Genomic DNA, 26670 nt, shown 5'->3' with positions numbered 1-26670 from the left:
ATGAACAGGGAAGCGCCCCCGCAGCTGGAGGATCCCCGCCAGGCCCTGGACCTCGCCCACCGCACCCGGGAGAGGGTACGGCGGGCCCTCCTTCGGGATGCCTTCGCCCCCTTCGCCATGGTCTGGGGGGCGGTCTGGGCTCTGGGCTTTACCGCAAGCGCCCTCTACCCCTCCTTGGCGGGTCCCCTTTGGGGGGTTTTGGACCTCCTCGCCCTGCTCGCCTGCGTCGCCCTGGGCCGGAAGCACTTCCGCCGCGTCTCCCATCCGGACGGCCTCAGGCTCCTCGGGTCCTGGGTGGCCTTCGCCGCCTACCTGGCCCTCCTCCTCTTCCTCGCCCACCCTGCAAACCCCGTCCAGGGTAGCATGTTCCTGGTGGTGGGGCTCATGGGGGGGTACGTGGTCCAAGGGCTCTGGCTCTGGCGGGGCCAGGTCTTCCTGGGCCTCTTCCTCACGGCCCTGGCCCTCCTCGGGGGGTGGCTTGCCCCCGCCTACTACGACTGGCTCATGGCCGCCCTTGGGGGCGGCGCCCTGTTCGGCACGGGGCTCTACCTCTGGATCGCCTTCCGGCCATGAGCGCCCTCAACGAGCTCATCCACCAACCCACCCGGTTGCGCATCATGGCTGCCTTAAGCGCCCTGCGTCCCGGCGCCGAGGTGGAGTTCGCCTACCTGCGGGAGCTTTTGGGCCTCACGGACGGCAACCTGGGCGCCCACCTCCTCAAGCTGGAGGAGGCCGGCTACGTCCGCTCCCGCAAGGCCTTCGTGGGCCGCAAGCCCCGTACCTACCTCGCCCTCACCCCCTTGGGGCAGCACGCCTTCGCCGAGCACCTGGCCGCCCTTCGGGCCATCCTGGCCCCAGGCCTGAACGGGCCTGAGGGGCGGGGAGAGGAGGTGGAGGATGGAGCCGGCCATCCAGGCTGAGGGGCTCCGCAAGGCCTACGGGGCCAAGGTGGCCTTGGACGGCCTCTCCTTCGCGGTGGGGCCCGGGGAGGTGTTCGGGCTTTTGGGCCCCAACGGGGCCGGAAAGACCACCGCCCTGGAGTGCCTGGTCGGCCTGCGCCGCCCCGATGGGGGGCGGGTTTCGGTGCTCGGGCGGGACCCCTGGCGCGAGCGCTTGGCCTTGGCCCGGGAGGTTGGGGTGCAGCTCCAGGAATCCGCCCTGCCCGACGGGCTCAGGGTAGGGGAGGCCGTGGCCCTCTTCGCCTCCTTTTACCCCAGGACCCGGGAGGTGGGGCCCCTCCTGGAGGTCCTGGGCCTCGCCCAGGAGGTCCGTACCCCCTTCGCCCGGCTCTCCGGGGGGCAGAAGCAGCGCCTCTTTCTGGCCTTGGCCCTGCTCCACGACCCCAAGGCCTTGTTCCTGGACGAGCTGACCACCGGCCTGGACCCCCAGGGCCGACGCGCGGTCTTTGCCCTCATCCGGGAGCTCCGCGGGGAGGGCAAGGCCGTCCTCCTCACCACGCACCAGATGGGGGAGGCCGAGGCCCTCTGCGACCGGGTGGCCATCCTCCTCGAGGGCCGGCTGGTGGCCCAAGGAACCCCGGCGGAGCTGGTGCGCCGCTTCGCTGGTCCGGTGCGCCTGCGCCTCGAGGCCCGGCCCGAGGAGGACTGGGCGTGGCTCTGCGGCCTGCCCGGGGTGCTGGAGGTGGTCCCGGCCGAAGGGCAGGTGGCCGTGGTCCTGGCGGACGAGGCGGCCCTGGGCGGGGTGCTCCAGGCCTTGGCCGCCCGGGGGATCCCCCCCGGGGGGCTCACCCTGGAGCGCCCCACCCTGGAGGAGGTGTTCCTGGCCCTGACCAGCCGACCCCTCCGGGGCCAGGGCGAGAGGGAGGAGAGATAGGGATGCGCGGCATCGGCATGCTTTTCTGGGTGGAGTTCAAGCTTTATCTCCGCAACCCCTGGGCGGCCTTCTTCGTCCTGGCCTACCCCCTCATGCTGGTCCTCTTCTTCGGCAACCTCTACGGCAACCGGCCCGACCCCCGCACGGGCCTGGGGGTCCTGGACCTCGCGGTCCCCGGCTATCTGGTCCTGGTCGCGGCCACCGTGGGCATGATCTCCCTGCCCATCCACCTGGCCGTCTACCGGGAGCGCCGCATCCTGCACCGCCTGGCGGTGACCCCGGTTGCCCCCCTCGCCCTCCTCCTGGCCGAGGGCCTCGCCCTCTTCGCCTTCACCGCAAGCGGCGCGGTCCTCATGGTCCTCTCCGCCTCGCACCTCTACGGCCTCCACCTTAGGGGAAGTCCCCTGGCCGTGGCTCTGGCCTTTGCCTTGGTCGCCCTCGCCCTCTTCGCCTTCGGTTTTCTCCTCGCGGGCCTCTCCACCTCCGCCCGCATGGCCCAGGGGGTGAGCTTCCTCCTCTTCTTCCCCACCCTGTTCCTCTCCGGGGCAGGCTTCCCCCAAGAGCTCCTGACGGAAAGCCTGCGGCGGCTTGCCGCCCCCCTTCCCACGACCCAGGCGGTGACCCTCCTGCGCGGCCTCTGGCGGGGGGAGTCCCTGACCGGCCACCTAAAGGAGGTCCTCGTACTCCTGGCCGTCTTCGCCCTCTCAGCCCTTCTTTCCGGCCCCCTCTTCCGCCGGGAAGGCTGAGGCCGCCCTCCAGGGCCGTAGAGAGGGAGGATGCGGCCAGGGGCCGCTTGAGCCCGGCGCTCCGAGGCCGTGCCGTCCGGCCTGGACGGGAGGCTCAGGCCGCTGGCCCGAAGAGCCGGACGCGTGAGCTCCGGGTGGGGGGCCGAGGAAGGCGAGATTAAAGCCCCCGGGGCGGGGGCGCTCCCCCGCCCCGGAAAGGGTGGCCTGACCTACTTGCCCTTGCCCTTAGCCCCGGGCTGGGAGGCTTCCTTGCCCGTCCCGGAAGACCCCTCCGAGGCCTTCTTGCCCTGGTCCGCGCCTTCCTCCGACCCCTTCAGCCGGACCAGCTTCCCCCCTTCCAGGGCGAAGCCCTTGGCGTGCAGAAGCTCCGGCAGGGGTACCGTCTTGCCCCCCACGGTGAGCTGGACCTCGCCCAGGCCCTGCCCCTTGCCCACCACCTTGACCGCCACCAGGTAGCTCGTGCCGGTGGGCAAGGTGATCCTAAGGGCCACGGCCTTGGCCAGGGCGGCCTGGGTGGGCTCCGAGCCGGGCTGCCAAACCACCTGGCCCTTGGCGTCCACCAGGGCGAACTGGGTGCCCTGGGGCCAGCTCTTCATCTCCTCCAAGGGCTTGGGCAGGGCCGGAAGGATGGTGATGGCGGCCAGGACCACTCCAACCGCACCCAGGACTCCGAAAAGCCTCTTCGTGATCGCCATAGCGCACCTCCCAGGAGAAAGCCTAGGGGCCAAGCTGAAGGGCAGACTGGGCTTGCCTAGTAAATTGCCTTGTACCCCGGAGGGGGCGGGAGAAGGGAGAGAAGAACCCTAAGGCCGTAGGCGATGAGCTCCAAAAGCGCCCGCGCCATGGCCGTCCAAGGCTTCCGCTCCATGAGGTATCCCCCACCCAGCCGCGTCTTCATCCCCCCAAACACCCCCTCCACTACCCCGCGAAACCGGTACACCTCGGGGTCCCACCCCTCCCGCGCCCGCACCCGCGCCTCCTCCCTGGCCTCGCCCCCGCCCCGAAGCCGGATCACCGGCCGCACCCCAGCCTCCCCCAAAGCCCCCCAAACCTCCTTCCCGTCAAACCCCGCGTCCGCCAAAAGCCACCCCCCAGTAAGGGCAAACCGCCCCAGGGCCTTCCCCCCAAGCCGGGGGTCCGGGGCGTAGCCCTCCCCGGCCACCCCACCCCAGGGCCACAAGAGCCGCCTCCCCCTATCCCAACGCATCAGGGCCAGAAGCCGCGCGTGCCCCCGCACCCGCCGCACCTCCTTCCCCCGACGAAAGCGGAGAAGCCGGTCCTTGCTGCGGTAGGCCAGCCCCGTGGTGTCCATGAGGTAGAGGGGGGGAAAGCGCCCCGGGAGGGGCTCCCGGGGAAGAGGCCTGGGGGCGCCCTGGCTCCCGACCCTCCTCTTCAGGGGAAGGCAAGGAGGCCAGGTGGGCCTCCAGTTCCCGGGAAAGCCTCTCCAGGAGGGCCTCAAGGAGTTCGGGGTCCAGGTGATGCACGGCGTAGCGGGCCAGGGACTGGTGGGTTGCTTTCCCGTCAGGGAAACACCTTGGAGGGAAGGGCCTTTCCATGAGGTCCTGGAGTGAGGCCTCCGTCTTGCGGTAGGTGAGGCGGAAGAAGGCGCGGTAAAGGAGGAGGGCCAGGTAGCTGCTTCCCCGTCAGGGGAACACCTTGCGGGCGTGGCTGTAGCGCCAGGGGCGGCTCCGCTTGCCTTTGGGGGTGGGTGGGGCTACCTCCTGGGCCAGGCGCAGGGAGTGTTCCAGGACCTCCTTGGGGCTTGCCTCCCTGCGAACAAAGCCGTGCTTGCCCATCAGGAGGATGATATACACCCGACGGGCTTGCCTTTGCAAGGCAAGCCCACCCTGAGAGCGCCCGCCCCGGCTTGGCTCCAACTTCGCACTCCGGACGCAGATCCCCTTCCCTAATGGACAAGCAAGGCTCCGGTCGGCGGGAAGCGAGCCCTGAGTAGCCCTTAAGCTTTGCCCCGACCTAGCGAAAAGCAACAAGGCGGTCTCCAGCTCCCGGTGCTGCGCCCACGTCCTCTACCTGGGCCTTTCCAAGGGCTCCTTTTGCGGGAAGGCAACCCCTTCCCTGCCCCTTCTCCTTTCCCTCTGCCCCCCTCCTTTTCCGGTCATTCAGCCGTACCCTCTTGCGCTGCCCATTAAACCGGCTTTTGTAGTGGATTCTAACTAAGGTCGCCAAGCGCCCCGTTGCACGGCGGGAACAAAATCCGGCAGATTGGCTTCGGGCAAGGGAACCAGCGCCCCGGTTTCCGCAGAAAGATACGCCGCCATCAGGAGTTCCGTCACCCGAAGACCCTCTTCCAGCGTGGTGTAGGGCCGCCTCCCCTCTAGGAAGCTCTGCACCATGTGTTGGTTCTCGGCCACGTATCCGTAGGTAAAGGCCTCCTCCGCCAAGAAAGGCATCAGGCCTTGTTCGGCGTTCTGTTTCTCCACCAGATCTTCGCCCGCTTCGCCCTGTACCCGGCGGCTAAAGAACACCTTCGCCTCCCCCTCGAGGGTGTTCACCAAGAGGCTGTACTCTGGGCCGAGGAGCTCGAACGTCAGCCTAAGGCCCGGCCCGACAAAGCTCCAGGAGGTGCTGGCCTCCACCAGCACCTTCTTCCCTTCCGGGGTCCGGAGGACCACCCGGGCCGCTGCATAGTCCTCGGCCGGAGCGGAGCGGTAATCCACCTCACCCCCTGTTTCCTGGAAGAGGGCCTCGGCGTAAGGGGAGTGCGCCCACTTGAGCCCGGCCACTTGGGCCGTAACCGCTTCGGGCAAAAGCTGGGACATCGGCATCCCGGGCGGGGTAAGGAGGAACCAGCCCGCCGCCACGCTGTGACACATCATGTCCGAAAGGACGCCGCCCCCTTGGAGGTCTCCCCGCCAAAACCAGGGCTGGTGGGGGCCGCTGTGTTCCTCCGCGGCCCGAGCCAGATACGGCCGCCCGGCCAGCGGCGCACCTCGCCGCCAGACTAGCTCCTTTCCCCGGGTCAGGGAGGGAGCGTAGATCTGGTTTTCCAAGTAGCCGTGGGGGATTCCGGCGTCCTCGAGGGCCTGAAGAATGGCCTGAGCCTCCTTCAGGGTGCGGGCCATGGGTTTTTCCCAGGCCAGACCCCGTAGGGCGGAGCGCCCCGAGCGCACCTCGTCGGCGATGGTCTCCGCCACCTCGAGGCGCACGTGGTTCGGCACCCCTACCCAGACCGCCTCCACCTCCGGGTCCTGCAGAAACGCCCTCAGGTCGGTGTACACCCGGGGGCGCCCGACCCCAAGAGACCGCGCAAGCTCCGCCAAGCGCTCCGCAGAGCCGTGCGTCCGGCTGCAGATGGCCGTGATCTCCGCCCCGCGCACATAGCGGAAGGCCTTGAGGTGGAACTCATTGATGAAGCCCGCGCCCAACAGCCCGATCCCCAGCACCTCCATCTCCCTACGCATGTCGTCACCTCCTCACTGCCTCAAAGGCCGCCCTCGTCCATAGAAGGCAAGAAGGGCCAAGAGGATGAGCCCAAAGGCAACCTGCCGTCCGAATTCCTCTACCCTCAGGGTGAGAAGGACGCTTTGGAGGAGCGTAATGAGGAGCGCCCCCGCCACCGTCCCACCGTACCCTCCCACTCCCCCCGACAGGGACGTCCCCCCCGCCACCACGGCGATGACGGAGGGGAGGGTGTAGGCCTCGCCCAGGGTGAGGTGGATGAGCTGGACGTGACCGAGCAGAATCACTCCGCCTAGGGCGTTGAACAGGCCCGCCAGCGCGTAGGTCCAGACCACGTAGCTTTCCACCGGGATTCCCGAGAGCCTGGCTGCGGCTCGGTTGGCACCCAGCGCGTAGAGGGCCTTGCCGTAGAGGGTGCGGCGCAGAAGGAAAGAGACGAGGAAGCCCAGGAAGGCCCAGAGAAAGATCACTCCAGGAATCCCCAAAACCCAAGGCTCGGAAACCAGGCGCACCAGGAGGGGAGGCACCTCCCCCCGTTCCCGGCCCCCGACCCAAAGGATGAGGCCTAGGACCACGCTGGAAAGGCCTAGGGTGGCTACCAGAGGGGGTAGGCGCACGTGAACAATCAGGACGCCGTTGAGGGCCCCCAGCCCTAGGCCCACCAGGAGGGCCAGGGCAAGAGCGGGGAGAAAAAGGGCGTCCTGGCCGCGGGTGAAGTTGTAGACCACAATAGCCCCCAGCGTGGCCACGGCCCCTACGGAGAGGTCCACCCCCTCGCCCCCGGAGAGGACGACCAGCGTCTGCCCTACCGAGAGGAGGCCGAGCACCGCAGCGATCTTCAGGAGGTTCAAGGTCTGACCCCAGGTGAGGGGCGTAGGCTGGACTAAGGCCTGAAGGGCAAGGAGGAGAATGGCCAGGAGAAAGGCCAGGCCCACGGGGCCCAACCTCGAGGCGGGGCTCCTCAGCCGCTCCACAGACGCCTCCCAAGAAGCGCATTGGAAGCCGCCAGGGCCAGAAGGACCACTACCCCCTCGGCGAGGAGCTGGAGGTTGGAGGGAACCCCCAGGAAAAAGACCAGGTTGCGGAAGAGGGCGAGGAGGAGGGCCCCGAGAAGCGAACCCTCCACGCTCCCCGCCCCTCCGGAAAGACGGGTGCCCCCTAAGGCCACGGCAGCGATGGCCGGGAGCGTGAGGGGCTGGCCTACCAGGGGGTCCCCCGTTCCCGTTTCGGCCAAGAGGAGAAGCCCGCCCGTGCCGGAGAGCAGGCCGCCCATCAGGTAGGCCTGGAGGAGGACTCGGGGCACCGGGACCCCGTTGGCGTAGGCAGCCTGAGGACTGCCTCCGGCGGCATAGAGGCAGCGCCCGAAGGGGCTTCCCGCCACGAGGCGGCCGAGGAGGGCGAGAAGGAGGAAGCAGGTCGGAGGGACCCAGGTGGGAGCGAAGAGGTCCTGGAACCCCGGGGGCACCGAGCCGCCGGGCCGAGGCAGAACCCAGAGGGCCAAGCCACCGAAGAGGAACCCCGTGGCGAAGGTGGCCACCAAGGGCTGAAGCCTAAGGTAGGCCACGGCGAGGCCGTTGACGAGGCCTCCCGCAGCCGCAACGAGAAGGGCGACGAGGGGAGCGAGGAGAGGGCGCTCCCCAAAGAGGGCGGCCGCGACCACGAGGCTTAGGGTGAGGAGAGCCCCCGAGGAAAGATCGATTCCCCCGCCCAAGATCACCAGGGTCTGACCCGCGGCGAGGAGGGCCAGGGGCAGGGCGCTGAAGAGGAAGCGGGCCAGGTTAGTGGGGTCAAGGAGGGCCGGCGCCAGGACGGCGTTGCCCAAAAAGAGCAGCAGCGCGAGAAGAAGGGCAGGCAGGTAGGGCACTCTAGCCATGACCCCCTCCGGCCCGCAGACCGGCGGCGATGAGGCCCTCCCGGGTGAGCTCGGGCCCTCGGAGCTCCGCCACCAGCCGACCCCCCGCCAGGACCAAAACGCGATGGGCGTTCTGGAGAAGCTCCTCCTCATCGCTGGCATAGAGCAGGACCCCCAACCCCTCCCGCGCCAGGGCCCGCACCCGGCGGTAGAAGGCGGTCCGGGTCGGCGGGTCCACGCCTACAGCGGGATCGTCCAGGAGGAGGAGGCGCGGCCCAGCTAGAAGGGCGCGGCCCAAGAGGGCTTTCTGCTGGTTACCGCCCGAGAGGCTCGCCATGGGGGCTTCCAAACCGGCGTAGACCAGGTCCAAGCCCTTGGCCACCTCAGCAGCTGACGTATAAGCCCGCCCCAGATCCAGCAAGGGTCCCCGGCGAAAGCGCGCCCAGCTTGCTGCAAGAAGGTTTTCTCCCACGGAGCGCGTGAGGAAGGCCAAGGCCGCGCGGTCTCCCCCCACGTAGGCGATCCCCAGGCGCAGCGCCTCCCCGGGATGGGCGGGGTGGACGGACCGGCCCGCGAGCCGGACCTCCCCTTCCCAGGGCAGGGCCCCGTAGAGGGCGAGGAGAAGTTCCCGTTGCCCCCGGCCCTGGAGGCCCCCCAGGCCGACCACCTCCCCCGGCGCCACCTGCAAGTCCACCCCCCTAAGCCCCGGAGCCACAAGCCCGCGCACCTGGAGGAGGGGCTGGCCCTCAGGGATGGCCCCCTCGGGAGCGCCTTGGCCCTCCTCCTTTTCCTCGGCTCCCGCCATCAGCCGGACCAGCTCCTCCGGGCGGAGGCCCCGGGCCGCAAGGGTGCCCACCACCTCGCCTGCCCTGAGCACCGCCACCCGGTGGGCCAGTTCCAGGACTTCCCCCAGGCGGTGGGTCACGAAGAGGACCGTCCCTCCTGCAGCGACAAAGCGCCTGAGGAGGGCAAAGAGGCGTCCCACACCTTCCCGGTCCAGGGCCGCGGTAGGCTCGTCCAGAATGAGGAGCCTCGGTCCAAGCAGCATGGCCTTGGCCACTTCCAGAAGCTGGCGCTGCCCTTGGGAAAGGCTGCCTGCCCGGGCCTCCAGGGGCAACTCCCCGAGGCTACCCAGAAAGGAGTGGAGCTCGGAGCGGGCCGGCAGGGGCCGACCGAGGGCCAGGAAAGGGAGACGAAGGTTGTCCGCCACGGAAAGGAGGGGGAGGAGGCTCCCCTCCTGGTAGGCCACGGCGATTCCCTGGGCTAGGGCCCCTCGAGGATCCCTGGGCCGGAAGGGGCGCCCCTCCCAGAGCACCTCTCCGGCATCGGGGGTCACCAGGCCGGCGACGATGCGGATCAGGGTGCTCTTCCCGCTGCCGTTGGCCCCTACAAGCCCTAGAACCTCTCCCCTCTCCACCTCGAGGTCCACCCCACGGAGGGCCAGGGTGGGACCGAAACGCTTCCTGAGGCCACGAACCTCCAAGAGGGCCATCACTGGAAGTAGCTATCCACCTGTTGATCCGAGATGATCCCGTCGAGCACGTAGGTGTCCGGCTTGCCCTGAATCTGGCGCAAGGCCTCCTCCAGGGTTGCGTCCGTTACCTGACCGGGGATGGGAACGTAAATGGTGTTGCGGAAGGGGCCCGCGAGGATGCCGGGCTTGAGCTTCTTGCCCTGAAGGAGACGGATCATGACCTTGAGGCCGCTCGCCCCGACCCCGGGAGGGTTGTATACCCCGAAGGACTTGAAGTCGGGGTACTTCTTCTTGGCCTCGGCCCAAAGCCGCAGGTACCCTGCCCTGGCCTCCCCGGCCATAACCGGAAGCTTGGGCAGGTTGGCGGCGAGGAGGGCCCTGAGCGCCCCCTCCGCCATGCCGTCCTGGGACCAGACCCCATCGATCTGGGGATAGGAGGCCAGGAGGCGGGACATCACCTCCTGACCCTTGACCTGATCCCAATCCGCGTTGGCCACGTTGAGCACCTTGATGTTGGGGTACTGAGCCAATACCTCCTTGACCCCTTGGTAACGGGCCTCATTGGCCGGGTGCCCCGCAATGCCGTTGATGATGACGATGTTGCCCTTGCCTCCCAGGGCCTCTGCGAGCCAGCGCATGCTGATCTTCGCCCATTCCTTCTGGTTTATGGTCACGTTCAGGGCCTCCGGGGCCGAGACCTCCTGGTCCACGGCGATGACCCGCACCCCCGAGCGCACGGCATCGCGGATGGCCCCGTTGAGGCCCGACTGGGAGTTCGGGTTAATGAGGATCCCGTTCACCCGCCGGAGAACCAGGTTGCGGATCTGGTTGATCTGGCCCGCCACGTCCACGTTAGCGCTCTGGATGACGAGATCGCGGGTCAGACCCTGCCGCTTATACACCTCGTTGAGGGAGCGCATGTTGTCCAGCATCTGAACCCGCCATTCGCTGCCCACGAAGCCATTGGATACCCCTATGGTGAACGGGGCGCGGGCCCCCTGGGCCAAGACCGCGGCGAGAACAGCCAGGGCCGCAACGACTGCGGCCAAACCAAGAAGCCTCCGAAGCATTCCGCCACCTCCTTTGAGGTTTGAACCTCAGTGTCAAGGCTAGGCAAACAAAGTCGTTCAGTCAAGGTAAAACTTTGTTCATTTTAGGAAGAAGTTATGCCGCACACAGGCAGGCTTTGGGTATAAACTTAGAGGATGGACAAGCCCTCTCCCCTGCCCGCCCTCGGGGACCTCACCCCTGCGGAAGCGCAGATCCTGAACCTCCTCCTCTGGCATCGCACCCTCACGCGCGGGGAATTGTCCCGAGAGATGAACTTTTCCCGCAGCAAGGTCCACGAGCTGGTGGCCGGGCTCCTGGACCGCGGCCTATTGCAGGAGGTGGGCCTTTCCCCGTCCACCGGGGGGAGGCCCCCTGTGGCCCTCGCCTTTCGCGAGGACCTCGGGGTTTTGGGAGCGGTGGACTTAGGGGCTACCAGCCTAGACGTGGCCCTCCTCTCCCCCAGCCTGCGGCTCCTGGCCCACCATGCGGAGGACCTGGATGTCCGACTGGGCCCTGGGCCCGTCATGGCCAGGGTAAGGGGTTTGTTGACCCGGCTTCTCGAAGCCCTTGGCCTCAGCCCGGAGCGCCTCTTGGCCATCGGCATGGGGGTACCCGGGCCGGTAGAGTTCAAGAGCGGCCTCCTGATCAACCCGCCCATCATGCCGGGCTGGGAGGGATTTTCTATCCGGGACTACCTACAAGAAACTTTCCCCTGTCCCGTCTTCGTGGACAACGATGTGAACGTGATGGCCTTGGGCGAACTTTGGTGGGACCGCCGCCGCCACGAAAACTTCGTGGTCATCAAGGTGGGTACCGGGATCGGGGCTGGGATCATCTGCCGGGGGGAGATCTACCGGGGTGCCGACGGTGCGGCGGGCGACGTAGGCCATATCTGCGTGGACCCCCAGGGACCGGTGTGCCACTGCGGCAACATTGGCTGCGTGGAGGCGATGGCGGGCGGGCCAGCCATAGCCCGCATGGCCCTCGAGGCCGCCGAGCGGGGAGAAAGCCCCCTCCTTGCTCGCCTGCTGGAGGAGCGGGGCGCCTTGACGCCGGTGGAGGTGGGCCAGGCAAGCCGAGAGGGGGATCCGGTGGCCAATCGGATTATCCAGCGGGCGGGGCAACTCATCGGCCAAATGCTCGCTTCCTTGGTGAACTTCTTTAACCCCTCGCAGATCCTGGTGGGGGGTGGGGTCACCAGGGTGGGGCCCCTCCTCCTCGCCTCCATCCGTCAAAGCGTCTATCAGCGCTCCCTTCCCCTCTCCACCCGGCACCTCTACATCGGCTACACCCAGCTCGGGGAGCGCTCCGGCGTCGTGGGAGCGGGGGTCTTGGCCCTGGGGGAGGCCATTCGGGGAAGCCGGGCAGGAAGCTAACGCGGCCGAGAAGCCCCCGGGCGCTCGGAAGGTTCGGCTTAGCCGCCGGTGCCCCAAGAAGCCCGGCCTGGACGCCAACCCCGTCTCTAGGGGTCAGGGTATCCCTTCCCCACCCCCCGCCCTAGGAACAGGAGGTTCAGGCCCATGAGGGCGCTCAAGAGAAGGGTAAGGGCGGCGAAGCCTCCCCGCGGGCCCAGGCCGGCCAGGGCCTGAAGCCCTACTCCAGCCAGGAGGCCCCCCAGCCCCTGGCCCAGGACCCGGGCCACGGAAAGGGCCCCCGAGGCCAAGGCCTCCTCGCCCTGGGGCGCCAAGGAGAGGACCTGGGCGTTGTTGGCCGCCTGGAAGAGGGCCCGGCCGACCCCTAGAAGGAGGAGGCCCACAACCGCCCCGGGCACGGGGTAGCGGTAGGCGAGAAAGGCGAGCCCTACCCCGCCCAGCACCAGGAGCCGGGCCCCCAGGAGGGCCACCCGGGCATACCCCTCCCGGTCCGCCCTCCGTCCGGCCCACGCCCCGAGGAGGAGGAGTTCAAGCGGCGCGAGGAGGAGGAGGCCCCCCACCGCCTCGGGGCCGAGGCCCGCCTCGGCCAGGAAGAAGGCCAGCGCCACGGTGATGCCTAGGGTGTGAGCGAAGTAAAGGGCGGTGGCGAGGAGGGCGAGGAGAAGGGGCCGCGTCCGCAAAAGCCGCCCCAGGTCCCCCCCTTGCGGCGGAAGCCCTGGGAGGTGCCCGCTTTGGCCCAGGGCGAGAAGGGCGAAGGGGAGGGGGAGGAGGAAGACAAAGCGCCAGCCCCAGCTTCCCGTGAGGAGGCCTCCTAGGGCGGGCCCGAGGAGGGTGCCCGCGGCCACGGTGCTGGCCACCAGGCCCAGGGCGTAGCCCCTCCGATGGGGGTACCCCGCGGCCGCAAGCCCCGGCACCAGACCCACCACCCCCGCGGCCGCGATGCCCTGGAGGAAGCGTAGGCCGTAGAGGAGGGGCAAGGAGGGGGCCAGGTAGAGGAGGAGGGCGGCCAGGCCGTGGAGGAAGAGGCCCGTCCGGTAGACCCTCCCCGCCCCCACCCGCCCCGCCAGCAGGGTGAGGGGAAGGTAGGCCAGGGCCGAGCCCAGAAGCCCGGCGGTGACCACCCCCTGGGCCAGGGCCGACCCCACCCGGAGGTCCCGGGCCAGGAAGGGCAGGGCGGGGGTCAGAGCGCTCTCGTTGACCGTGGAGACCAGGACGCCGAGGAGGAGGGAGAGGAGGCGCAGGTCCATGGGGAGAGTTTAGGGCCGGTGCACTTGGCATCTGAGGAGGGCCAGATGCTTAGCACAGGGTGTCGAGGTTTCCCTTGGCCTCCTCCAGCTCCGCCCGCTTCCTCTCCCCGCCCCAGCCCAAGAGGGGCGCCATGAGCTCCACCACCCGGGGAAGGGCCTTAAGGGCCTTCTCCCGGTCCAGAAAAGCGAGGCCCATCCTCCGGGCCAGCACGTCCAGGGGCTTCCTGGCAAGCTCCCGCCGCACCGCCCAGACCACCTCCCCCTCCAGGTAGGAAAGCCCGGGGAGGAGGGGCCTCTCCCCCAGGGCCAGGACCTCGGGGACCAGGGTCCCGTAGGTCTCGTAAAGGCGCCGGGCCTGGTCCTCGGGGAGGGGAAGGGGGGGCTGGGGCCCCGCCCCGAGGAGGGGGGTGGCGTGGCTCGCCGAGGGCGGCAAGGCGAGGCCCAGGTCCTTGGCCACGCGCTCCACGAGCTCCAGGGCCATGAGGCGGAAGGTGGTCCACTTCCCCCCCACCAGGGTGTAGAGGCCTTGCCTTTCCTCTATGTGGTGGTCCCGCACCAAAAGCTTCGTCTCCCCCTGGCCCACCAGGGGCCTCAGGCCCGACCAGACCGCCCGCACCCGGCCCGAGAGGTCCCCCAGGTAGGGCCTTATCTCCTCCAGGAGGTAGGCCACCTCCTCCTCCCGGGGGAGGGGGCAGGGCTCGGGCTCGGCGGGGAGGTCGGTGGTGCCCAGGAGGGCCATCCCCCGGTAGGGGAGGAGGAAGAGGACGCGGCCGTCCCGGGTCCTGGGGATGAGGAGGCCCGCCTCCAGGGGGTAGTCCAGCACCAGGTGAACCCCGCTGGAGGCGGTGAGGAGGGGGGGAAGGTCGGGGTCCAGCAAGCGGCGCACCCGGTCGGCCAAAGGCCCCGTGGCGTTCACCACGGCCTTGGCGAAGACCTCCACCTCCTTCCCCGAAAGCCGGTCCCGCACCACCGCCCCCCGCACCCTGCCCCCCTCCAGGATGAGGGCCGTGGCCTCGGCGTGGTTCAGGGCCACCGCCCCCCGCTCCAGGGCCGAGAGCACGAGGGCGAGGTTCAGGCGGAAGTCGGCGAACTGCCCGTCCTGGTAGGCCACGCCCCCTAGGGTCTTGGGAAGATGGGGGAAGAGTTTGTGCACCTCCCAAGGGGAGAGGTAGCGGCTTGGGGCGAGGCGCCTTTTCCCGGCGAGGAGGTCGTAGAGCTGGAGGCCCAGGTAGTAGTAGGGGAGCTCCAGGGGGCGGAAGAGGGGGGTGACCAGGGTGAGGGGCCGGGCCAGGTGGGGGGCGAGGCCCATCACCACCTTGCGCTCGTGGAGGGCGTCCACCACCAGCCTGAACTGGCGGCGGTCCAGCCGCCTCAGGGCGAGTTCCAGGTACCGCACCCCCCCGTGGAGGAGCTTGGTGGAGCGGCTGCTCGTCCCCGAGGCGAAGTCCCTCGCCTCCACCAGAGCGGCCTTGAGGCCCCTAAGCGTGGCCTCCCACAGGACCCCGGCCCCCGTGGCCCCGCCCCCCAGAATGAGGAGGTCAAAGGGTTCCTTTAGCCTTTCAAAGAGGGCCTCCCGGTCCACTACCCCTCCCCCGCAAAGCCCTTGGCCCTTTCCACCGCCTCCCGCCACCCACGGTAGAGGGCCTCCCGCCTTCCTTCGGGCATCGTGGGGAGGAACCGCTCCGCCTCGCGGAAGCGCCCCACCGCCTCCTCCGGGGAAAGAACCCCCGCCCCCACCCCGGCCATGAGGGCCACCCCCAAGGCGGTGGACTCCGTCACCTCCGGCACCGCCACCGGCACCCCCAGGAGGTCCGCCTGGAGCTTCAGGAAGAGGCGGTTTTGCGCCATGCCGCCGTCCGCCTTCAGGACTTTGAGCTTAAGCCCCGCCTCCTCTTCCATGGCCAAAACCACGTCCCGCACCTGGAAGGCCACCCCCTCCAGGGCCGCCCGGGCCAGGTGGGCCCGCGTGGTCCCCCGGCTGAGGCCCAGGATAGCCCCCCGGGCGTAGGGGTCCCAGTGGGGGGCGCCGAGGCCCGCAAAGGCGGGGACGAAAAAGACACCCCCGGCGTCCGCCACGCTCCCCGCCAGGGCCTCCACCTCGCGGCTTTCCCGGATGAAGCCCACCTCCTTGAGCCACCCCACAGCCGCCCCCGCCACGAAGACGCTCCCCTCCAGGGCGTAGGTGGCCCTTCCCCCAAGGCTCCAGGCCACCGTGGTAAGGAGGCCCTTTTGGGAAAGGACGGGCCTTTCCCCCGTGTTCAGGAGGAGGAAGGCCCCGGTCCCGTAGGTGCACTTCCCCTCCCCCTCTCCCAGGGCCCCCTGCCCGAAGAGGGCCGCCTGCTGGTCCCCCAAAACCCCCCGGATGGGGAGGGAAGCCTCGAGGAGCTCAGGGAGGGTTTCCCCGAAATTCCCGTCCGAAGGGCGCACCTCCGGGAGGAGGGAGGCGGGAATCCCGAGGGCCTCCAAAAGCTCCGGGTCCCAGGCCAGGGTGTGGAGGTTGAAGAGGAGGGTCCGGCTCGCGTTGGTGGGGTCGGTGGCGTGGACCCTGCCCCCGGTGAGCCGCCAGATGAGCCAGGCGTCCACGGTGCCGAAGAGGACCTCCCCCCGCTCCGCCTTCTCCCTTAGCCCGGGCACGTTCTCCAGGAGCCAAAGAAGCTTCGTCCCCGAGAAGTAGGGGTCCAGAAGGAGCCCGGTCCGTTCCCGGAAAAGGGGTTCCAGGCCCCGCGCCTTCAGGGCCTCGCAAAGGGGCGCCGTCCTCCGGTCCTGCCACACGATGGCGTTATAGAGGGGCTCCCCGGTTTTCCGGTCCCAGAGAAGGGTGGTCTCCCGCTGGTTGGTGATCCCCAGGGCCAACACCTCCCCCGCCTCCACCCCAGCCCTCCGCAACGCCTCCCGCGCGGCCCACAAGGTGGTCTCCCAGATCTCCAGGGGGTCGTGCTCCACCCAGCCCGGCCTCGGGTAAAGCTGCCGGAACTCCCGTTGCGCCATCGCCACAGGCCTCCCCTCCAGGGTGAAGAGGAGGGCCCGGCTGGAAGTGGTGCCTTGGTCCAGGGCAAGCAGGTAGCCGCCCAAGCCCCCTCCTAGCGGCCCACCGTGCGGTTATAGCGGGCCAGGGCCGCGTCCGCCCTGCCCTTGGCCTCGGCCAGGGCCTCGGGAATGGGCTTCCCCTGGAGGGCCGCCTCCAGAGCCTGCTCGCTCAGCTGCCGGATCTCGGGGAAGCTCCCCATGAGGCAGCCTGCGGTGACGTTCGACACCTTAGAGGTCCTGAGCTGCTGGATGGCCGTGGTGTAATTGGTATTCTCTCGGTGGGCTTTGCGCACCTCGGGCAGCTCGAGGCTCTCCACCCTCAAGGGGAAGTAGCCCGTCCGAAGGTGCCAGGCCGCTTGTTGCTCCGGCTGCACGAGCCACTTGACAAAGCTCCAGGCCGCTTCCGTTTCCGCCTGGGAGAAGCCCTTGAGCAGCCAGAGGCTCGCCCCCCCGATGGAAACTCCCGTGCGGCCGAACTGCTCGAAGTAGGGGAAGTAACCGGTGTAAATGCGGAACTTGCTCCCCACGGTCCGCGTGACACCCTGGAGGACGGCAGTGGAGTCAAAGGTGGCGGCAGCTTTCCCGGTGGCAAAGGCGCTCTGGCTATCGGCGGTGCGCCGGCCCACATAGAGGAGGACGCCCTCCTTATAGAGGTCTAAAAACCACTGGAAGTAGCGCTGGACGGCGGGGTTGTCCAGAAGAACCTCGGTGGCCCGGGCCTTACGCCCGTTCTCGTTGTTGCAGTAGTAAAAGCCGTTGTTGTAGGAGACCTGTTCTAGGAACCAGCCGTAGTCGGCCAGGGCGATGCCGTAACGGACCACTTTGCCATCCTTGTCCCGCTTGGTGAGCTTGCGAGCCACCTGGGCCAGCTCCTCAAAGGTCCACTCCTGCTTGGGCTTGATCCCCGCCTCCTGGAGAGCGTTCAGGTTGAAGTAGACCAGGGGGGTGCTGGAGTTGAAGGGCATGGACTGTAGCTTCCCGTCCACCGTGTAGTAGTTGAGGGGCTGGCGGAGAAAGCGTCCCATGTCCAGCCGATCCCTCTGGATCAGATCCTGCACCGGAAGGGCTGCCTCCGAGTCCACCATAAGCCGCGTACCGATATCGTAAATCTGGACCAAGTGGGGAGGGTTCTTCGACCGAAGCGCGGCGAGAAGCTTGTTGATGCCGTCGTCGTATCCGCCCACGTACTGAGCCTTCACCGTGACCCGATCCTGGGAAGCATTGAACCGATTGACAAGCTCCTGGGTGGCCTCGCCCAAAGACCCTCCCATGGAATGCCAGAACTGGATGGCGATCCGTTGTTCTTGGGCCAGACCAATTGCCAACGAAAAGCTTAGGGCAATCGCCAGCGGTTTCCACATCTTCTTTCACCTCCACTACCCCTTCAGGCCGCCCAGGGCGATGCCGCGGACAAACTGCCGCTGGGCGACCAGGAAGGCTAACAGGGTGGGCAGAAGGGCCAGGACGGCCCCGGCGGCCACCACGTTCCACCGGGCCGCCTCCTCGTTGAGGATCATGTTGACCCCGATTTGCACCGTCTGCATCTGCGTGGAGCGTGTCACCACCAGGGGCCAGAGGTACATGTTCCACGCGGAAAGGAAGGAGAGGGCCCCCAGGGCCCCGAGGGCGGGCCGGGCTAAGGGAAGGGCCACGTGCCAGAGCATCCTCAGGTGGCCAGCTCCGTCGATTCGGGCCGCATCAAAGAGGTCCTGGGGGAGGGTGAGGAAGAATTGGCGGAGGAGGAAGATGCCCAGCGGCGTGGCCAGGAAGGGCACGATGAGGGCGGCGTAGCTGTCCAGCCACCCTAGGCGGCTCACGGTCTCGTATAAGGGGAGGAAAGTCACCTCCCCCGGCACCAGGAGGAGGGCCACCACCCCGCCGAAGAGGAACCGCTTTCCCGGCAGGCGCACCCGGGCCAGGGCGTAGCCTGCCAGGGCCGAGGTGACCACCTGGCCTAGCGCCACGGCCAGGCTTACCAGGAGGCTGTTGAAGAGGAAGCGCCCTAAGGGGAACTTTTCCAGGGCGATGCGGTAGTTTTCCAGCGTGGGGCTTTGAGGGAGGAGTTGCGGCTCAAACACCTCACCTGCGGGCTTGAAGCTGGCGGAGAAAAGAGCAAGAAGCGGGACAAGAACGAGGGCGCTGTAGGCCAGGAGGGCCAGGTAAAGGGGAACCAGGCGAGCTATCCGCCTCATCCGTAAAACACCCGCCTTCCCAAGATGCGGAACTGGACCCCGGTGAGGAGGACGAGGAGGAGGAAGAGGAGGACGGCCTCCGCAGCGGCGTAGGTGAAGCGGAAGTTGAAAAAGGCCTCCTGGTAGACCCGGTAGATCCAAACCATGGTGCTCTCCGAGGGCCCTCCCCGAGTGAGGAGGTGGATCTGGCCGAAGGCGGTAAAGCTACGGACCAGGGCCAGCACCCCTACGAAGAAAAGCACGGGGGACAGAAGGGGAAGGGTGATCCGCCAAAGGATGACAGGACCCGTAGCCCCATCGATGCGGGCGGCCTCGTAGAGCTCCTCGGGAATGTCCTGGAGACCTGCAGTCAGCAGGATGGCGTTGAAGCCGATGGCCTGCCAGGCGGTGGCCACGGCCAGGCTATAGAGGGCCCACTCCGGGGTGGTGAGCCACCCCTGGGGGGGTAGACCCATACCTTCGAGGAGGCGGTTAAGGAGCCCGCCCACTGGGTGGAGGAACCAGCCCCAGGCAATCGCGGCCACGGCGGTGGAGACAGCCGTGGTCATGAAGAAGACGGTGCGGAAAAGGGCGATGCCCGGAACGGGGTACTGGAGGAGGAGGGCTGCCACAAGGCCCAGGGCCACCTCGAGGAAGGCCACCACTAGGGCAAACCTTAGGGTGAGGAGGACGCTCTGCCGGAAGTGGGGATCCTTGAGAAGCTCGGCATAGTTGGCCAGGCCGACGAAGATGCGGCCCCGCCCGAAGGGATCCTCGTCCTGGAAGGAGAGGAGGACGGCCTGGACTGCCGGCCACAGGGTAAAGACCAGGAGGAGAAGGCCTGCGGGAAGGACAAGGCCCAAGCCCTCGAGGCTCTCCCCTAATCTCCAAGACTTAAAACCCCACTGCCTAAGGGCATCTCTATCCGCCACCTCGACCCCCTTCGGACGGCCTTGGAGGGCATCATAACACCCCCCTCGGCTGCTGTCAATAATTTACAGACTTATTGACATGCAAGAGACTAAGATCATAAGATCAGGGCAAATGCCTCCGCCCCGGGCTTGGCTCTTCGATCTGGACGGGACGCTCCTTCGAGGGAGGAGGCCCCTTGCGGGGGCCAGGAGCCTCCTGGAGGCTCTTTCTCGGGAAGGGCGGGCCTGGGGGGTCCTCACCAACAATTCCGCCCTGCCCCGCTCGGACCACGCGCTAAGGCTCAGGCGCCTGGGCCTTCCCGTGGGGGAAGAGGCCGTCTTCACCAGCGGCCGCTTCGCCGCCCTCGAGCTAGCCCGCCTCTACCCCCAGGCCCGATGGTACCTCCTCGGCACCCCGGCCCTGGCGGCAGAGCTCGGGGCACTGGGGCTCAGACTGAGCGAGGAGGAGCCGGACGGGGTGCTGGTGGGCTTCGACACCACCCTGAGCTACGCCCGCCTCGCCCGGGCCTGCCGCCTCCTGGAAGGGGGGGCCCTCTTCTTCGCCACCCACCCCGACCCCGCCTGCCCCGAGGAGGGAGGGCTCCTCCCCGACGCCGGGGCCCTTTTGGCCCTCTTGGAGCGGGCCACGGGGCGCCAGCCCGAGGGGATCTTGGGCAAGCCCAACCCCGCCTTCCTCACCTACGCGCTGGAGGACCTTGGGCTTGAACCAGAGGCCTGCCTCTACGTGGGGGACCGCCTCGAGGTGGACGTGCCCTTCGCCCTGGGGGCGGGGGTGCGGGCGGCCTTGGTCCTGACCGGGGCCACCCGTCCGGAAGACCCAAGAATAAGGGAGGTCCAGGCCCAGGGCGTCCTGGTGGTCCGGGACCTAGGGGAGCTGAAGGAACGCCTATGGCCCTAATCCCGAGGCTCAGAAGCGAGTTTCCCGAGCTGGCCCCCACGGAGCAGGCGGTGGCCCGCCTCCTCCTCTCCGCCCCCGAGGCGGTGGTGAAGGCCAGCATCCGCGAGGTGGCGGACCGGGCCGAGGTGAGCACCGCCGCCGTGACCCGGCTTTCCCGGAGGCTCGGGTTCCGGGACTTCCGGGAGCTCAAGATCGCCCTGGCCATGGAGCTCGGGGGGAGGGCCTCCCTCCCCCCCTCCCTGGACGTGCGCCCCGAGGATCCCCCTGAGGAGGTTCTGCGCAAGGTCCTCCGCTCCGAGGTCCAGGCCTTGGAGGAGGCCCTTTCCGCCTTGGAGGCAGCGCCCTTTGCCCAGGCCGTGGAGCTCCTCCTGAAGGCGCGGCGCGTGGGGGTCTTCGGGGTGGGCTCCAGCGCCCCCGTGGCTCTGGACGCCTACTACCGCTTCCTCAGAATCGGCCTCCCCGTGTTCATGGCCCCCGAGACCCACATGCAGGCGGTGGCGGCGAGCCTCATGGGACCGGAGGAGGTGGGCTTTTTCGTCTCCCACACCGGCCGCAGCCGGGAGCTCCTGGACAGCGTCCGCGAAGCCCACCGGGCGGGAGCGAGGATTCTCGCCCTCACCTCCTTCCGCCAAAGCCCCCTGGCCCGGAAGGCCACCGTGGCCCTCATCGCCCCGGTGCGGGAGGCGGCCTTCCGGGTGGAGGCCATGGCCACCCGGGTGGTCCACCTGGCGGTGGTGGACGCCCTCTACGTGGCCCTGGCCCTGCGGAAACCTGATGCGGGCTGGTATCTGGAACGCTCTCAGGAAGCTATAGACGCCCAGAGGGTTTCCCGGAGGTCCCCGTGAAAAAGCCCCTTCTCCTGGGCCACCGCGGTGCCCCTAGGAAGGCCAGGGAGAACACCCTGGAAAGCGTTCGCTTGGCCCTCGAGGCCGGCCTCTCCGGGGTGGAGCTGGACGTCCAGGCCACCCGGGAGGGGCGCCTGGTGGTCCGCCACGACCTCACCACCCCCCAGGGCCCGGTGCCCGCGCTGAGCCTGGCGGAGCTCAGGGCGATGGAGCCCTGGGTCCCCACGCTGGAGGAGATACTGGAGCTCTTCCAGGACTACCCTGAGGCGGTCTTGAACGCCGAGCTCAAGTCCCTCCCCGGCTTCCCCTCGGCGGCCCGGGCCCTGGGGCGGGCCCTAACACCCCTGGCCTCCCGGGCCCTTGTGTCCAGCTTCGACCCGGTGGCCCTCTACCTCCTCCGGGAGTCCGGCCTCCTGCGGGCCCTCCTCTTCGCGGAGGAGGACCTCGGCCCCGTGGCCCGGGCCCTGGACCTCGAGGGGGTGCACCCCCACAAGGCCCTGGTAAGCGAGGAAAGCCTCGCCCGCTGGAAGGAGGCGGGGTTTTTCGTCATCCCCTGGACGGTGAACGACCCGGGGGAGGCGCGGAGGCTCTTGGGCCTCGGCGTGGACGGCCTCATCGGGGACCTGCCCGAGGTCCTCTTGGCGGCCCGGGGGTAGAGGGTGGAGGCCTTAGGGGTTCTGGCCCTCTTCTATCTCGGCACCCTCCTCCTCACCGAGGGGGCCGGAGGGCTCCTGGGGCCCAGGGGCAGGCGGCTCCTTTCCCGGTTCCGGGGCTTCCCCTTGGGCCTGGTCGGCCTCCTCCTGGGGGCGGCCTCGGGAAGCGGCACGGGGCTGAGCCTCCTCGGGCGGGGCCTCCTCCAGGCCGGGGTCCTCTCCCTCTACGAAGCGGCCCTCCTCGCCCTCGGGGGGACCCTGGGGGCCACAGGGGTGGTGGCGGTGGCCGGCCTGGGCAACCGGGCCCTGGCCTTTGGCGCCCTAAGCCTGGCCCTCCTTTGGGAGGTGGCCACCCGGGGGAGGAGCCCGGGGACGGGTCGTCTCCTCTACGGCATCGGCCTCCTCTTCTTAGGCCTAGAGCTCGCCCACGAGGCGGCCCTGGGCCTGGGGCCCTGGCTCCCGCTCCTTCCCGGCTGGCTCCTCTTCCTCACCGGCTTCCTCCTGGCCTACGGCGTCGGCTCCGCCAACCTGGTGGCGCTGCTGGCCCTCGGCCTTTCCCGGGCAGGGGTGGACCCCGGGCATACCCTGGCCCTGGTGCTGGGCGGCGGGGTAGGGTGCACCGGCCCCCTTCTCTTCCGCCCCACGCCCGAGGGCCTGAGGCTTGGCCTCCTGCTCCTCGTCCACCGCTTGACCTTGGCCCTGCCCCTCCTCTTCCTTCCCAGCCCGGGGCCCTTCTGGGCCCACGTGGGCTACCACGCCCTGGCCTTCCTCACCTTTCCCCTGTCCTTCCCCCTCTTCCGCCGGCTGACCGCGCACCTGCTCCCCCTCCCCAGGGCCCTGGGCCCCAAGTACCTCCGCCTCGAGGCCCTCGGCGACCCCCTCCTGGCCCGGGGCCTCGCCCTGAGGGAGATCGCCCGCATCGGGGACGCCGCCCGGTCGGTGCTCGAGGGGGCCTGGCGGGCCCTGAGCCGGGAGGCGGGCCGGGAGGCGGACCTCGCCCCCCTGGAGGAGAAGGTGGACCGCCTCAGCCGGGAGGTCCTCGTCTACGCGGCCCGGCTCCCGGAGGACGCCCTGGCCCTCCCCCTCCTCAAGGCTGCCAGCGAGCTGGAGCACCTGGCCGACCTCTCCAAAAGGGCGTTGCGTAAGGCGGAGAGGCTTTGGGCCCAGGGCCTGACCTTTAGCCCCGAGGGCAGGCAGGAGCTGGCCCAGCTGGCCCAGGCCACCCTGGAGCGTCTGGAAAGGGCCCTCACCGCCTTGGCCACGGGCGACAGGGCCCTGGCCCAGGAGGTGGAGCGGCAGCACCCGGAGCTCCTGGCCCGGCTGGAAGCCTCCCGCCAGGCCCACCTGCAGCGGCTACGGCACCGGGAGGAGAGCCGGGCCTCGACCCTCACCCACCTGGACCTGCTCCTGCTCGTGGAGGAGCTCAACGAGGGGGTTAACCGGCTGGCCCGCCTGGTGGGGGAACTAAAGCCGCCAGTCGGAGGGGGCGATCGCAGGTGATCTGGTCCACCCCCACCCGGGCCAGGGCCTCGAGGTAGACCTCCAGGCCCCCCTCCTCGGGGTCAAGGGTCCAGACGTCCACCAGGAGGCTGCCCCACAGGCTCCGGGCGAAGGCCACGGGATCAAAGCCGTCCCCAAGGGCCTGGAGCAGGAACTCCTTCCGCAGGTAAAGCTCCTCAAACGGAGGCACTGAGCGCAAGAGCGCCTCGAGGCGGTCCTCCAGGTAGGCCCGCACGGGCATGAGGCGGCGGAAGCCCAGGGGGTGGTCGTCCAGGTAGCCGTAGGCGTTGACCCGGACCGGCAGCCGGAACCAGGTGCCCACCGGCGCGTCCAGGTAATACGCCGGATCCAGCCCTATGGCGAGCGCCGGGTCGAGCCGCTTCAGCAGCCGCAAGTTCCAGTCGGCCAGGGAACCCACCACCACCCGGAGGTTAGGGTTGGCCCGCAGGGGCTCCAGCGCCCGCAGGAAGGCGAGCGCCTCCTCCAGGGCGAGCACCTCCTCCTTGAGGTCCACCTGGACCTTTAGGGCCCGGGGGCTTGCCGCCAGGTAGGCCACCGCCTCCGCCAACGTGGCCGGGGGCTCGCCGCTTCCCCGCAGGCGGAGGGCCTTGTAGGCCGAAAGATCCACCGCCCTGAGGGGCCCAAGGCCCGTCGTCTCCCGGTCCAAGGTGGGGTCGTGATGGAGGACCCAGGTGCCGTCCCCCAGGAGCCGGACGTCGAACTCCAGGGCAAAGGCGCCGCCCTCCACCACCTCCTCCAAGGCCGAAAGGGAGTTCGGCGGAAACTGGCCGGATCCGGAAAGGAGCCGGTGGTACTTGAGCCAGACCTTTCTGCCGCTAAGCTCCACGTGCTGGGGCAACCCCATCCCCCACCCTCCTTCCCTCCGGGTCGAAGAAGTGCAGGGCCTCGAGGGCATACCGCAACCCCACCGCGTCCCCCGGGCGGTAGGGGGCGCCGCCAGGAACCAGCGCCCTCGCCTGCCCACCCCCCTCCAAGGCCAGGGTCAGAAGAACCTCCCTCCCCAGGGCCTCCCGCAGGAGCACGCGGCCCCGAACCCCCTCCGGGGCCTCCCCAGGAACCACCGCCAGGTCCTCGGGGCGGATCCCCAGAAACCCCTCGCCCAAAAGGGGCGGAGGGCTCCCGAAAGGGAGGGGCCACCGCACCTCTCCCACGAACCCTTCCGGGGTGAAGCGGCCCCGGTAGAGGTTCATAGGGGGATCGCCGATGAAGTGGGCCACGAAGGTGTTGGCCGGCCTTCGGTAAAGGGTCTCCGGCGCATCGTACTGCTGCAACCTCCCCTCCGCCAAGACGGCCACGCGGTCGGCCATGGCCAAGGCCTCGGCCTGGTCGTGGGTCACCAGGAGGGTGGTGACGCCGAGCTGGAGCTGGAGCCTCCGGATCTCCGTGCGCGCCTGGAGGCGGATCCGGGCGTCCAGGTTGGAGAGGGGCTCGTCCAAGAGGAGAAGGCCCGGCTCCTTCACCAGGGCCCGGGCCAGGGCCGCCCGCTGCTGCTGGCCTCCCGAGACCTCGGCCGGCCTCCTTTCCAGAAGCTCGGCGATGCCCAGAAGGGTCGCCACCCGCTCCACCCGCTCCCGCACCTCCTTGGCCCCGAGGCGCTTCAGGCGCAGGGGAAAAGCGATGTTCTCCCTGAGGGTCATGTGGGGATAGAGGGCGTAGCTTTGGAAGACCATGCCGATGTCCCGGTCCTTGGGGTGGAGGTGCTCCACCGGCCGGCCGTCGAACAGGATCCTCCCCGCGCTGGGCCGGTAGATCCCGGAGATGAGGAGAAGGGTGGTGGTCTTGCCGCACCCCGAGGGACCCAAAAGGGCCACCAGCTCCCCCGGGCGGATGTCCAGGGAGAGCTCCCGGAGGGCCTCCACCTGGCCGAACCGCTTGGAGAGGTGCTGGAGCTCCACGCCAAAGCCCTTCATCCCTTGATACCCCCACCGTAGATGGCCAGGAGAAAGCGTTGCCCGAGGAGGAAGAGGCCGAGGACCGGAAGGAGGTAGAAGAGGCCCACCGCCGCCACCAGGCCGTAGTCCGCCAAGTCCACCGCCCCGAGGAGGCTCTGCAGGTAAAGGGCCAGGGTCCAGGCCCGGTTGGACACGATGAGGGTGTAGGGCAGGATGAACTCCCCCCAGGCCGCGATCAGGGCGAAGGTGCCCAAGGCGAAAAGCCCGGGCCGTACCAGGGGGAGGGCGATCCTAAGGAAGAAGGTCCAACGGGAAGCCCCGTCCACCAAGGCCGCCCGCTCCAGGTCCCAGGGGATGGCGTCGAAGAAGCCCTTCATCACCCAGACGCCCAGGGGGAGCTGAAGGCTGGCCTGGACGAGGATGACCCCGGTAAGCGTGTCGAAGAGGCCGAGGAGCCGGAGAACGTAGAAGATGGCGATGAGCAGGCTCACCGCGGGGAAGGCGTGGAGCACCAGGACCAGGCCCAGGTAGAAGCCCCGACCGCGGAAGGCCAGGCGCGAGAGGGCATAGGCGGCCATGGAGGAGGCCAAGACCACCAGGAGGGCCACCCCCGAGGCGTAGACCAGGGTGTTGAGCAGGACCCGGCCGATCGGGGGGCGTTGCCCGATGGGCTCAAGGAGGAAGCGCCAGTGCTCCAGGGTGAGCCCGCCCACCGGCTTCAGGCCGTGCACCTGAGGACTAAAGGCGGAGACCAAAAGCCAAAGGTAGCCCACGAGCAGGGGTAGGGAAAGCGCGAGAAGACCGAGGGCCAGAAGGGGCCAGAAGCGGGTCCGGGGCATCAGTCCACCTCGATGCGGGGCACCTCCAGGAGGCGCCTAAAGTCGAAGAGGCGCAGGTAGAGGAGGGAAACCCAGAGGCCGACCAGAACCAGGATGGCGGCCATGGCCGCCCCCAGGCCAAAGCGGGCGTTGCCGTAATAGTTGGAAAAGGCCAGGTGGTAGGCGTGGAGGGCCCAGACCTCCGTGGTGTAAAAGCCGGGACCCCCGTCGGTAAGGAGCAGGATGTACTCGAAGGAGGTCAAGAGGGAAAGCGTCTGGTAGGTGGTGACGAAGAGGATGGGCCAGCGGAGCAGGGGCAGGACCACGTGCCGCACCGTGGCCCCGATCCCCGCCCCATCCACCGCCGCGGCCCTGAAGAGCTCGGGAGGCATCGCCTTGATGGCCGCGCCAAACAGGAGCATCCCGAAGGACGCCCCCACGAAGCCGTTCGCCAGGACGACCGCCGCCCAGGGATGTTGCTGGATCCAGTTCACCGAAACCCCGGTGACCTGGCTGAGGAGGCCGTAAGGAGCGACGGCGGCGATGCCCTGCCAGATGAGGACGTAGACCACGGAGGCGGTGATGCGGGGCAGGAGCCAGAGGGCGCGAAAGGCCTCTCCAAGGCTTTCGGGAAGAAGGCTGGTGGAGAGGGCCAGGAAAAGGCCCATGAGGACGTTGAAGGCCAGGGTTAGGGCCACGTACTTCAGGGTGTTTCTGAGGATAAGGGGAAGGAAGGGGTCCCTGAGGAGCTCCAGGTAGTTGGCGAGGCCCACGAACCGGGGTCGGGAAAAGGTCACCGTGGAGAGGTCGGTGAGGGAGAGGAGGAGGGTGAGGGCCACGGGAAGCAGGAAGAAGAGGAGGACCAGAACCCCGGCCGGTCCCAGGAAGAGGAGGCGCACCCCGAGACCCCTCACCCCT

Annotated in this window: 26 protein-coding genes and 1 pseudogene; 9 read left to right on the top strand and 18 right to left on the bottom strand. The window is 68.8% G+C overall.

What is annotated here, in order from left to right; translation table 11 throughout:
- The 4 genes from ACY5J6_RS13435 to ACY5J6_RS13420 are packed head-to-tail and all read left to right on the top strand — an operon-like array spanning position 1 to position 2579.
- On the top strand, positions 1-573 hold the full coding sequence (locus tag ACY5J6_RS13435) for a hypothetical protein (RefSeq protein WP_462846630.1): 573 nt from the start codon (positions 1-3) through the stop codon (positions 571-573).
- Positions 570-920, top strand: coding sequence for a winged helix-turn-helix domain-containing protein (locus ACY5J6_RS13430; protein ID WP_462846629.1), 351 nt, complete (start codon positions 570-572; stop codon positions 918-920). The genes ACY5J6_RS13435 and ACY5J6_RS13430 overlap by 4 nt, the downstream gene beginning before the upstream one ends.
- Positions 898-1833 carry an ABC transporter ATP-binding protein gene (locus ACY5J6_RS13425; protein WP_462846628.1) on the top strand — a complete coding sequence of 312 codons (936 nt, stop codon included), beginning with the start codon at positions 898-900 and terminating at the stop codon, positions 1831-1833. Before ACY5J6_RS13430 ends, ACY5J6_RS13425 begins: the two co-directional genes overlap by 23 nt.
- A 2-nt stretch (positions 1834-1835) precedes the next feature.
- Positions 1836-2579, top strand: coding sequence for an ABC transporter permease (locus tag ACY5J6_RS13420; RefSeq protein WP_462846627.1), 744 nt, complete (start codon positions 1836-1838; stop codon positions 2577-2579).
- A 209-nt stretch (positions 2580-2788) separates the two neighbouring features.
- Here ACY5J6_RS13420 and ACY5J6_RS13415 read toward each other — a convergent pair whose 3' ends face one another.
- The 8 genes and pseudogenes from ACY5J6_RS13415 to ACY5J6_RS13380 form a co-directional block, all read right to left on the bottom strand.
- A complete protein-coding gene (locus ACY5J6_RS13415; protein ID WP_462846626.1) occupies positions 2789-3274 on the bottom strand; it encodes a hypothetical protein in 486 nt (161 codons plus the stop codon).
- A 56-nt stretch (positions 3275-3330) separates the two neighbouring features.
- A pseudogene (locus ACY5J6_RS13410) lies at positions 3331-3915 on the bottom strand (transposase); the annotation flags it as partial.
- 307 nt (positions 3916-4222) lie between these two features.
- Positions 4223-4375, bottom strand: a complete 153-nt coding sequence (locus tag ACY5J6_RS13405) for a hypothetical protein (protein WP_462846625.1) — start codon at positions 4373-4375, stop codon at positions 4223-4225.
- A gap of 378 nt (positions 4376-4753) precedes the next feature.
- The gene (locus ACY5J6_RS13400; protein WP_462846624.1) at positions 4754-6001 is read right to left on the bottom strand and encodes a Gfo/Idh/MocA family protein; all 1248 of its coding nucleotides are present in this window, start codon (positions 5999-6001) and stop codon (positions 4754-4756) included.
- Positions 6002-6013: 12 nt separating this feature from the next.
- Positions 6014-6973 carry an ABC transporter permease gene (locus tag ACY5J6_RS13395; RefSeq protein WP_462846623.1) on the bottom strand — a complete coding sequence of 320 codons (960 nt, stop codon included), beginning with the start codon at positions 6971-6973 and terminating at the stop codon, positions 6014-6016.
- Positions 6961-7872, bottom strand: a complete 912-nt coding sequence (locus ACY5J6_RS13390) for an ABC transporter permease (protein WP_462846622.1) — start codon at positions 7870-7872, stop codon at positions 6961-6963. The genes ACY5J6_RS13395 and ACY5J6_RS13390 overlap by 13 nt, the downstream gene beginning before the upstream one ends.
- Complete coding sequence (locus tag ACY5J6_RS13385) at positions 7865-9343, bottom strand: sugar ABC transporter ATP-binding protein (RefSeq protein WP_462846621.1); 1479 nt, start codon at positions 9341-9343, stop codon at positions 7865-7867. The genes ACY5J6_RS13390 and ACY5J6_RS13385 overlap by 8 nt, the downstream gene beginning before the upstream one ends.
- Positions 9343-10395: a substrate-binding domain-containing protein gene (locus ACY5J6_RS13380; protein ID WP_462846620.1), complete on the bottom strand. Its 1053-nt coding sequence runs from the start codon at positions 10393-10395 to the stop codon at positions 9343-9345. Before ACY5J6_RS13380 ends, ACY5J6_RS13385 begins: the two co-directional genes overlap by 1 nt.
- A 135-nt stretch (positions 10396-10530) precedes the next feature.
- Here ACY5J6_RS13380 and ACY5J6_RS13375 point away from each other — a divergent pair, with 135 nt between their 5' ends.
- Positions 10531-11751, top strand: coding sequence for an ROK family transcriptional regulator (locus tag ACY5J6_RS13375; RefSeq protein WP_462846619.1), 1221 nt, complete (start codon positions 10531-10533; stop codon positions 11749-11751).
- 86 nt (positions 11752-11837) lie between these two features.
- Here ACY5J6_RS13375 and ACY5J6_RS13370 read toward each other — a convergent pair whose 3' ends face one another.
- From ACY5J6_RS13370 to ACY5J6_RS13345, 6 genes are all read right to left on the bottom strand, one after another.
- Positions 11838-12995: an MFS transporter gene (locus ACY5J6_RS13370; RefSeq protein WP_462846618.1), complete on the bottom strand. Its 1158-nt coding sequence runs from the start codon at positions 12993-12995 to the stop codon at positions 11838-11840.
- 49 nt (positions 12996-13044) lie between these two features.
- Positions 13045-14577, bottom strand: a complete 1533-nt coding sequence (locus ACY5J6_RS13365) for a glycerol-3-phosphate dehydrogenase/oxidase (protein WP_462846617.1) — start codon at positions 14575-14577, stop codon at positions 13045-13047.
- Positions 14577-16067: a glycerol kinase GlpK gene (glpK, locus tag ACY5J6_RS13360; protein WP_462846616.1), complete on the bottom strand. Its 1491-nt coding sequence runs from the start codon at positions 16065-16067 to the stop codon at positions 14577-14579. Before glpK ends, ACY5J6_RS13365 begins: the two co-directional genes overlap by 1 nt.
- Positions 16068-16075: 8 nt before the next feature.
- Entirely contained in the window at positions 16076-17281 is a 1206-nt protein-coding gene (locus ACY5J6_RS13355) for an ABC transporter substrate-binding protein (protein WP_462846614.1), read from the bottom strand.
- A gap of 117 nt (positions 17282-17398) precedes the next feature.
- Complete coding sequence (locus ACY5J6_RS13350) at positions 17399-18214, bottom strand: carbohydrate ABC transporter permease (RefSeq protein WP_462846613.1); 816 nt, start codon at positions 18212-18214, stop codon at positions 17399-17401.
- Positions 18211-19125, bottom strand: a complete 915-nt coding sequence (locus ACY5J6_RS13345) for a carbohydrate ABC transporter permease (protein WP_462846612.1) — start codon at positions 19123-19125, stop codon at positions 18211-18213. Before ACY5J6_RS13345 ends, ACY5J6_RS13350 begins: the two co-directional genes overlap by 4 nt.
- Before the next feature lie 112 nt (positions 19126-19237).
- On the opposite strand from ACY5J6_RS13345, the gene ACY5J6_RS13340 reads away from it, so the two are divergent.
- The 4 genes from ACY5J6_RS13340 to ACY5J6_RS13325 are packed head-to-tail and all read left to right on the top strand — an operon-like array spanning position 19238 to position 23021.
- The gene (locus ACY5J6_RS13340; RefSeq protein ID WP_462846611.1) at positions 19238-20023 is read left to right on the top strand and encodes an HAD-IIA family hydrolase; all 786 of its coding nucleotides are present in this window, start codon (positions 19238-19240) and stop codon (positions 20021-20023) included.
- Positions 20014-20868, top strand: coding sequence for a MurR/RpiR family transcriptional regulator (locus ACY5J6_RS13335; RefSeq protein WP_462846610.1), 855 nt, complete (start codon positions 20014-20016; stop codon positions 20866-20868). The genes ACY5J6_RS13340 and ACY5J6_RS13335 overlap by 10 nt, the downstream gene beginning before the upstream one ends.
- On the top strand, positions 20865-21524 hold the full coding sequence (locus tag ACY5J6_RS13330) for a glycerophosphodiester phosphodiesterase (protein WP_462846609.1): 660 nt from the start codon (positions 20865-20867) through the stop codon (positions 21522-21524). Before ACY5J6_RS13335 ends, ACY5J6_RS13330 begins: the two co-directional genes overlap by 4 nt.
- A gap of 3 nt (positions 21525-21527) precedes the next feature.
- Positions 21528-23021, top strand: coding sequence for a Na/Pi cotransporter family protein (locus ACY5J6_RS13325; protein WP_462846608.1), 1494 nt, complete (start codon positions 21528-21530; stop codon positions 23019-23021).
- Here the strand turns inward: ACY5J6_RS13325 and ACY5J6_RS13320 are convergent.
- Genes ACY5J6_RS13320 through ACY5J6_RS13305 form a run of 4 tightly spaced genes read right to left on the bottom strand, consistent with a single transcriptional unit; the run spans position 22957 to position 26666 of the window.
- On the bottom strand, positions 22957-23886 hold the full coding sequence (locus ACY5J6_RS13320; protein WP_462846607.1) for a glycerophosphodiester phosphodiesterase: 930 nt from the start codon (positions 23884-23886) through the stop codon (positions 22957-22959). The two genes, ACY5J6_RS13325 and ACY5J6_RS13320, sit on opposite strands and share 65 nt — an antisense overlap.
- Positions 23858-24952, bottom strand: coding sequence for an ABC transporter ATP-binding protein (locus ACY5J6_RS13315; RefSeq protein WP_462846606.1), 1095 nt, complete (start codon positions 24950-24952; stop codon positions 23858-23860). The genes ACY5J6_RS13320 and ACY5J6_RS13315 overlap by 29 nt, the downstream gene beginning before the upstream one ends.
- On the bottom strand, positions 24949-25773 hold the full coding sequence (locus ACY5J6_RS13310; RefSeq protein ID WP_462846605.1) for a carbohydrate ABC transporter permease: 825 nt from the start codon (positions 25771-25773) through the stop codon (positions 24949-24951). Before ACY5J6_RS13310 ends, ACY5J6_RS13315 begins: the two co-directional genes overlap by 4 nt.
- The gene (locus ACY5J6_RS13305) at positions 25773-26666 is read right to left on the bottom strand and encodes a carbohydrate ABC transporter permease (RefSeq protein ID WP_462846604.1); all 894 of its coding nucleotides are present in this window, start codon (positions 26664-26666) and stop codon (positions 25773-25775) included. Before ACY5J6_RS13305 ends, ACY5J6_RS13310 begins: the two co-directional genes overlap by 1 nt.
- Positions 26667-26670: the final 4 nt, after the last annotated feature.

It is taken from the genome of Thermus sp. H19.2, from assembly GCF_054979525.1.
The sequence above is the reverse complement of the archived record's forward strand: the minus strand, read 5'-3'. Positions and strand labels throughout refer to the sequence as shown.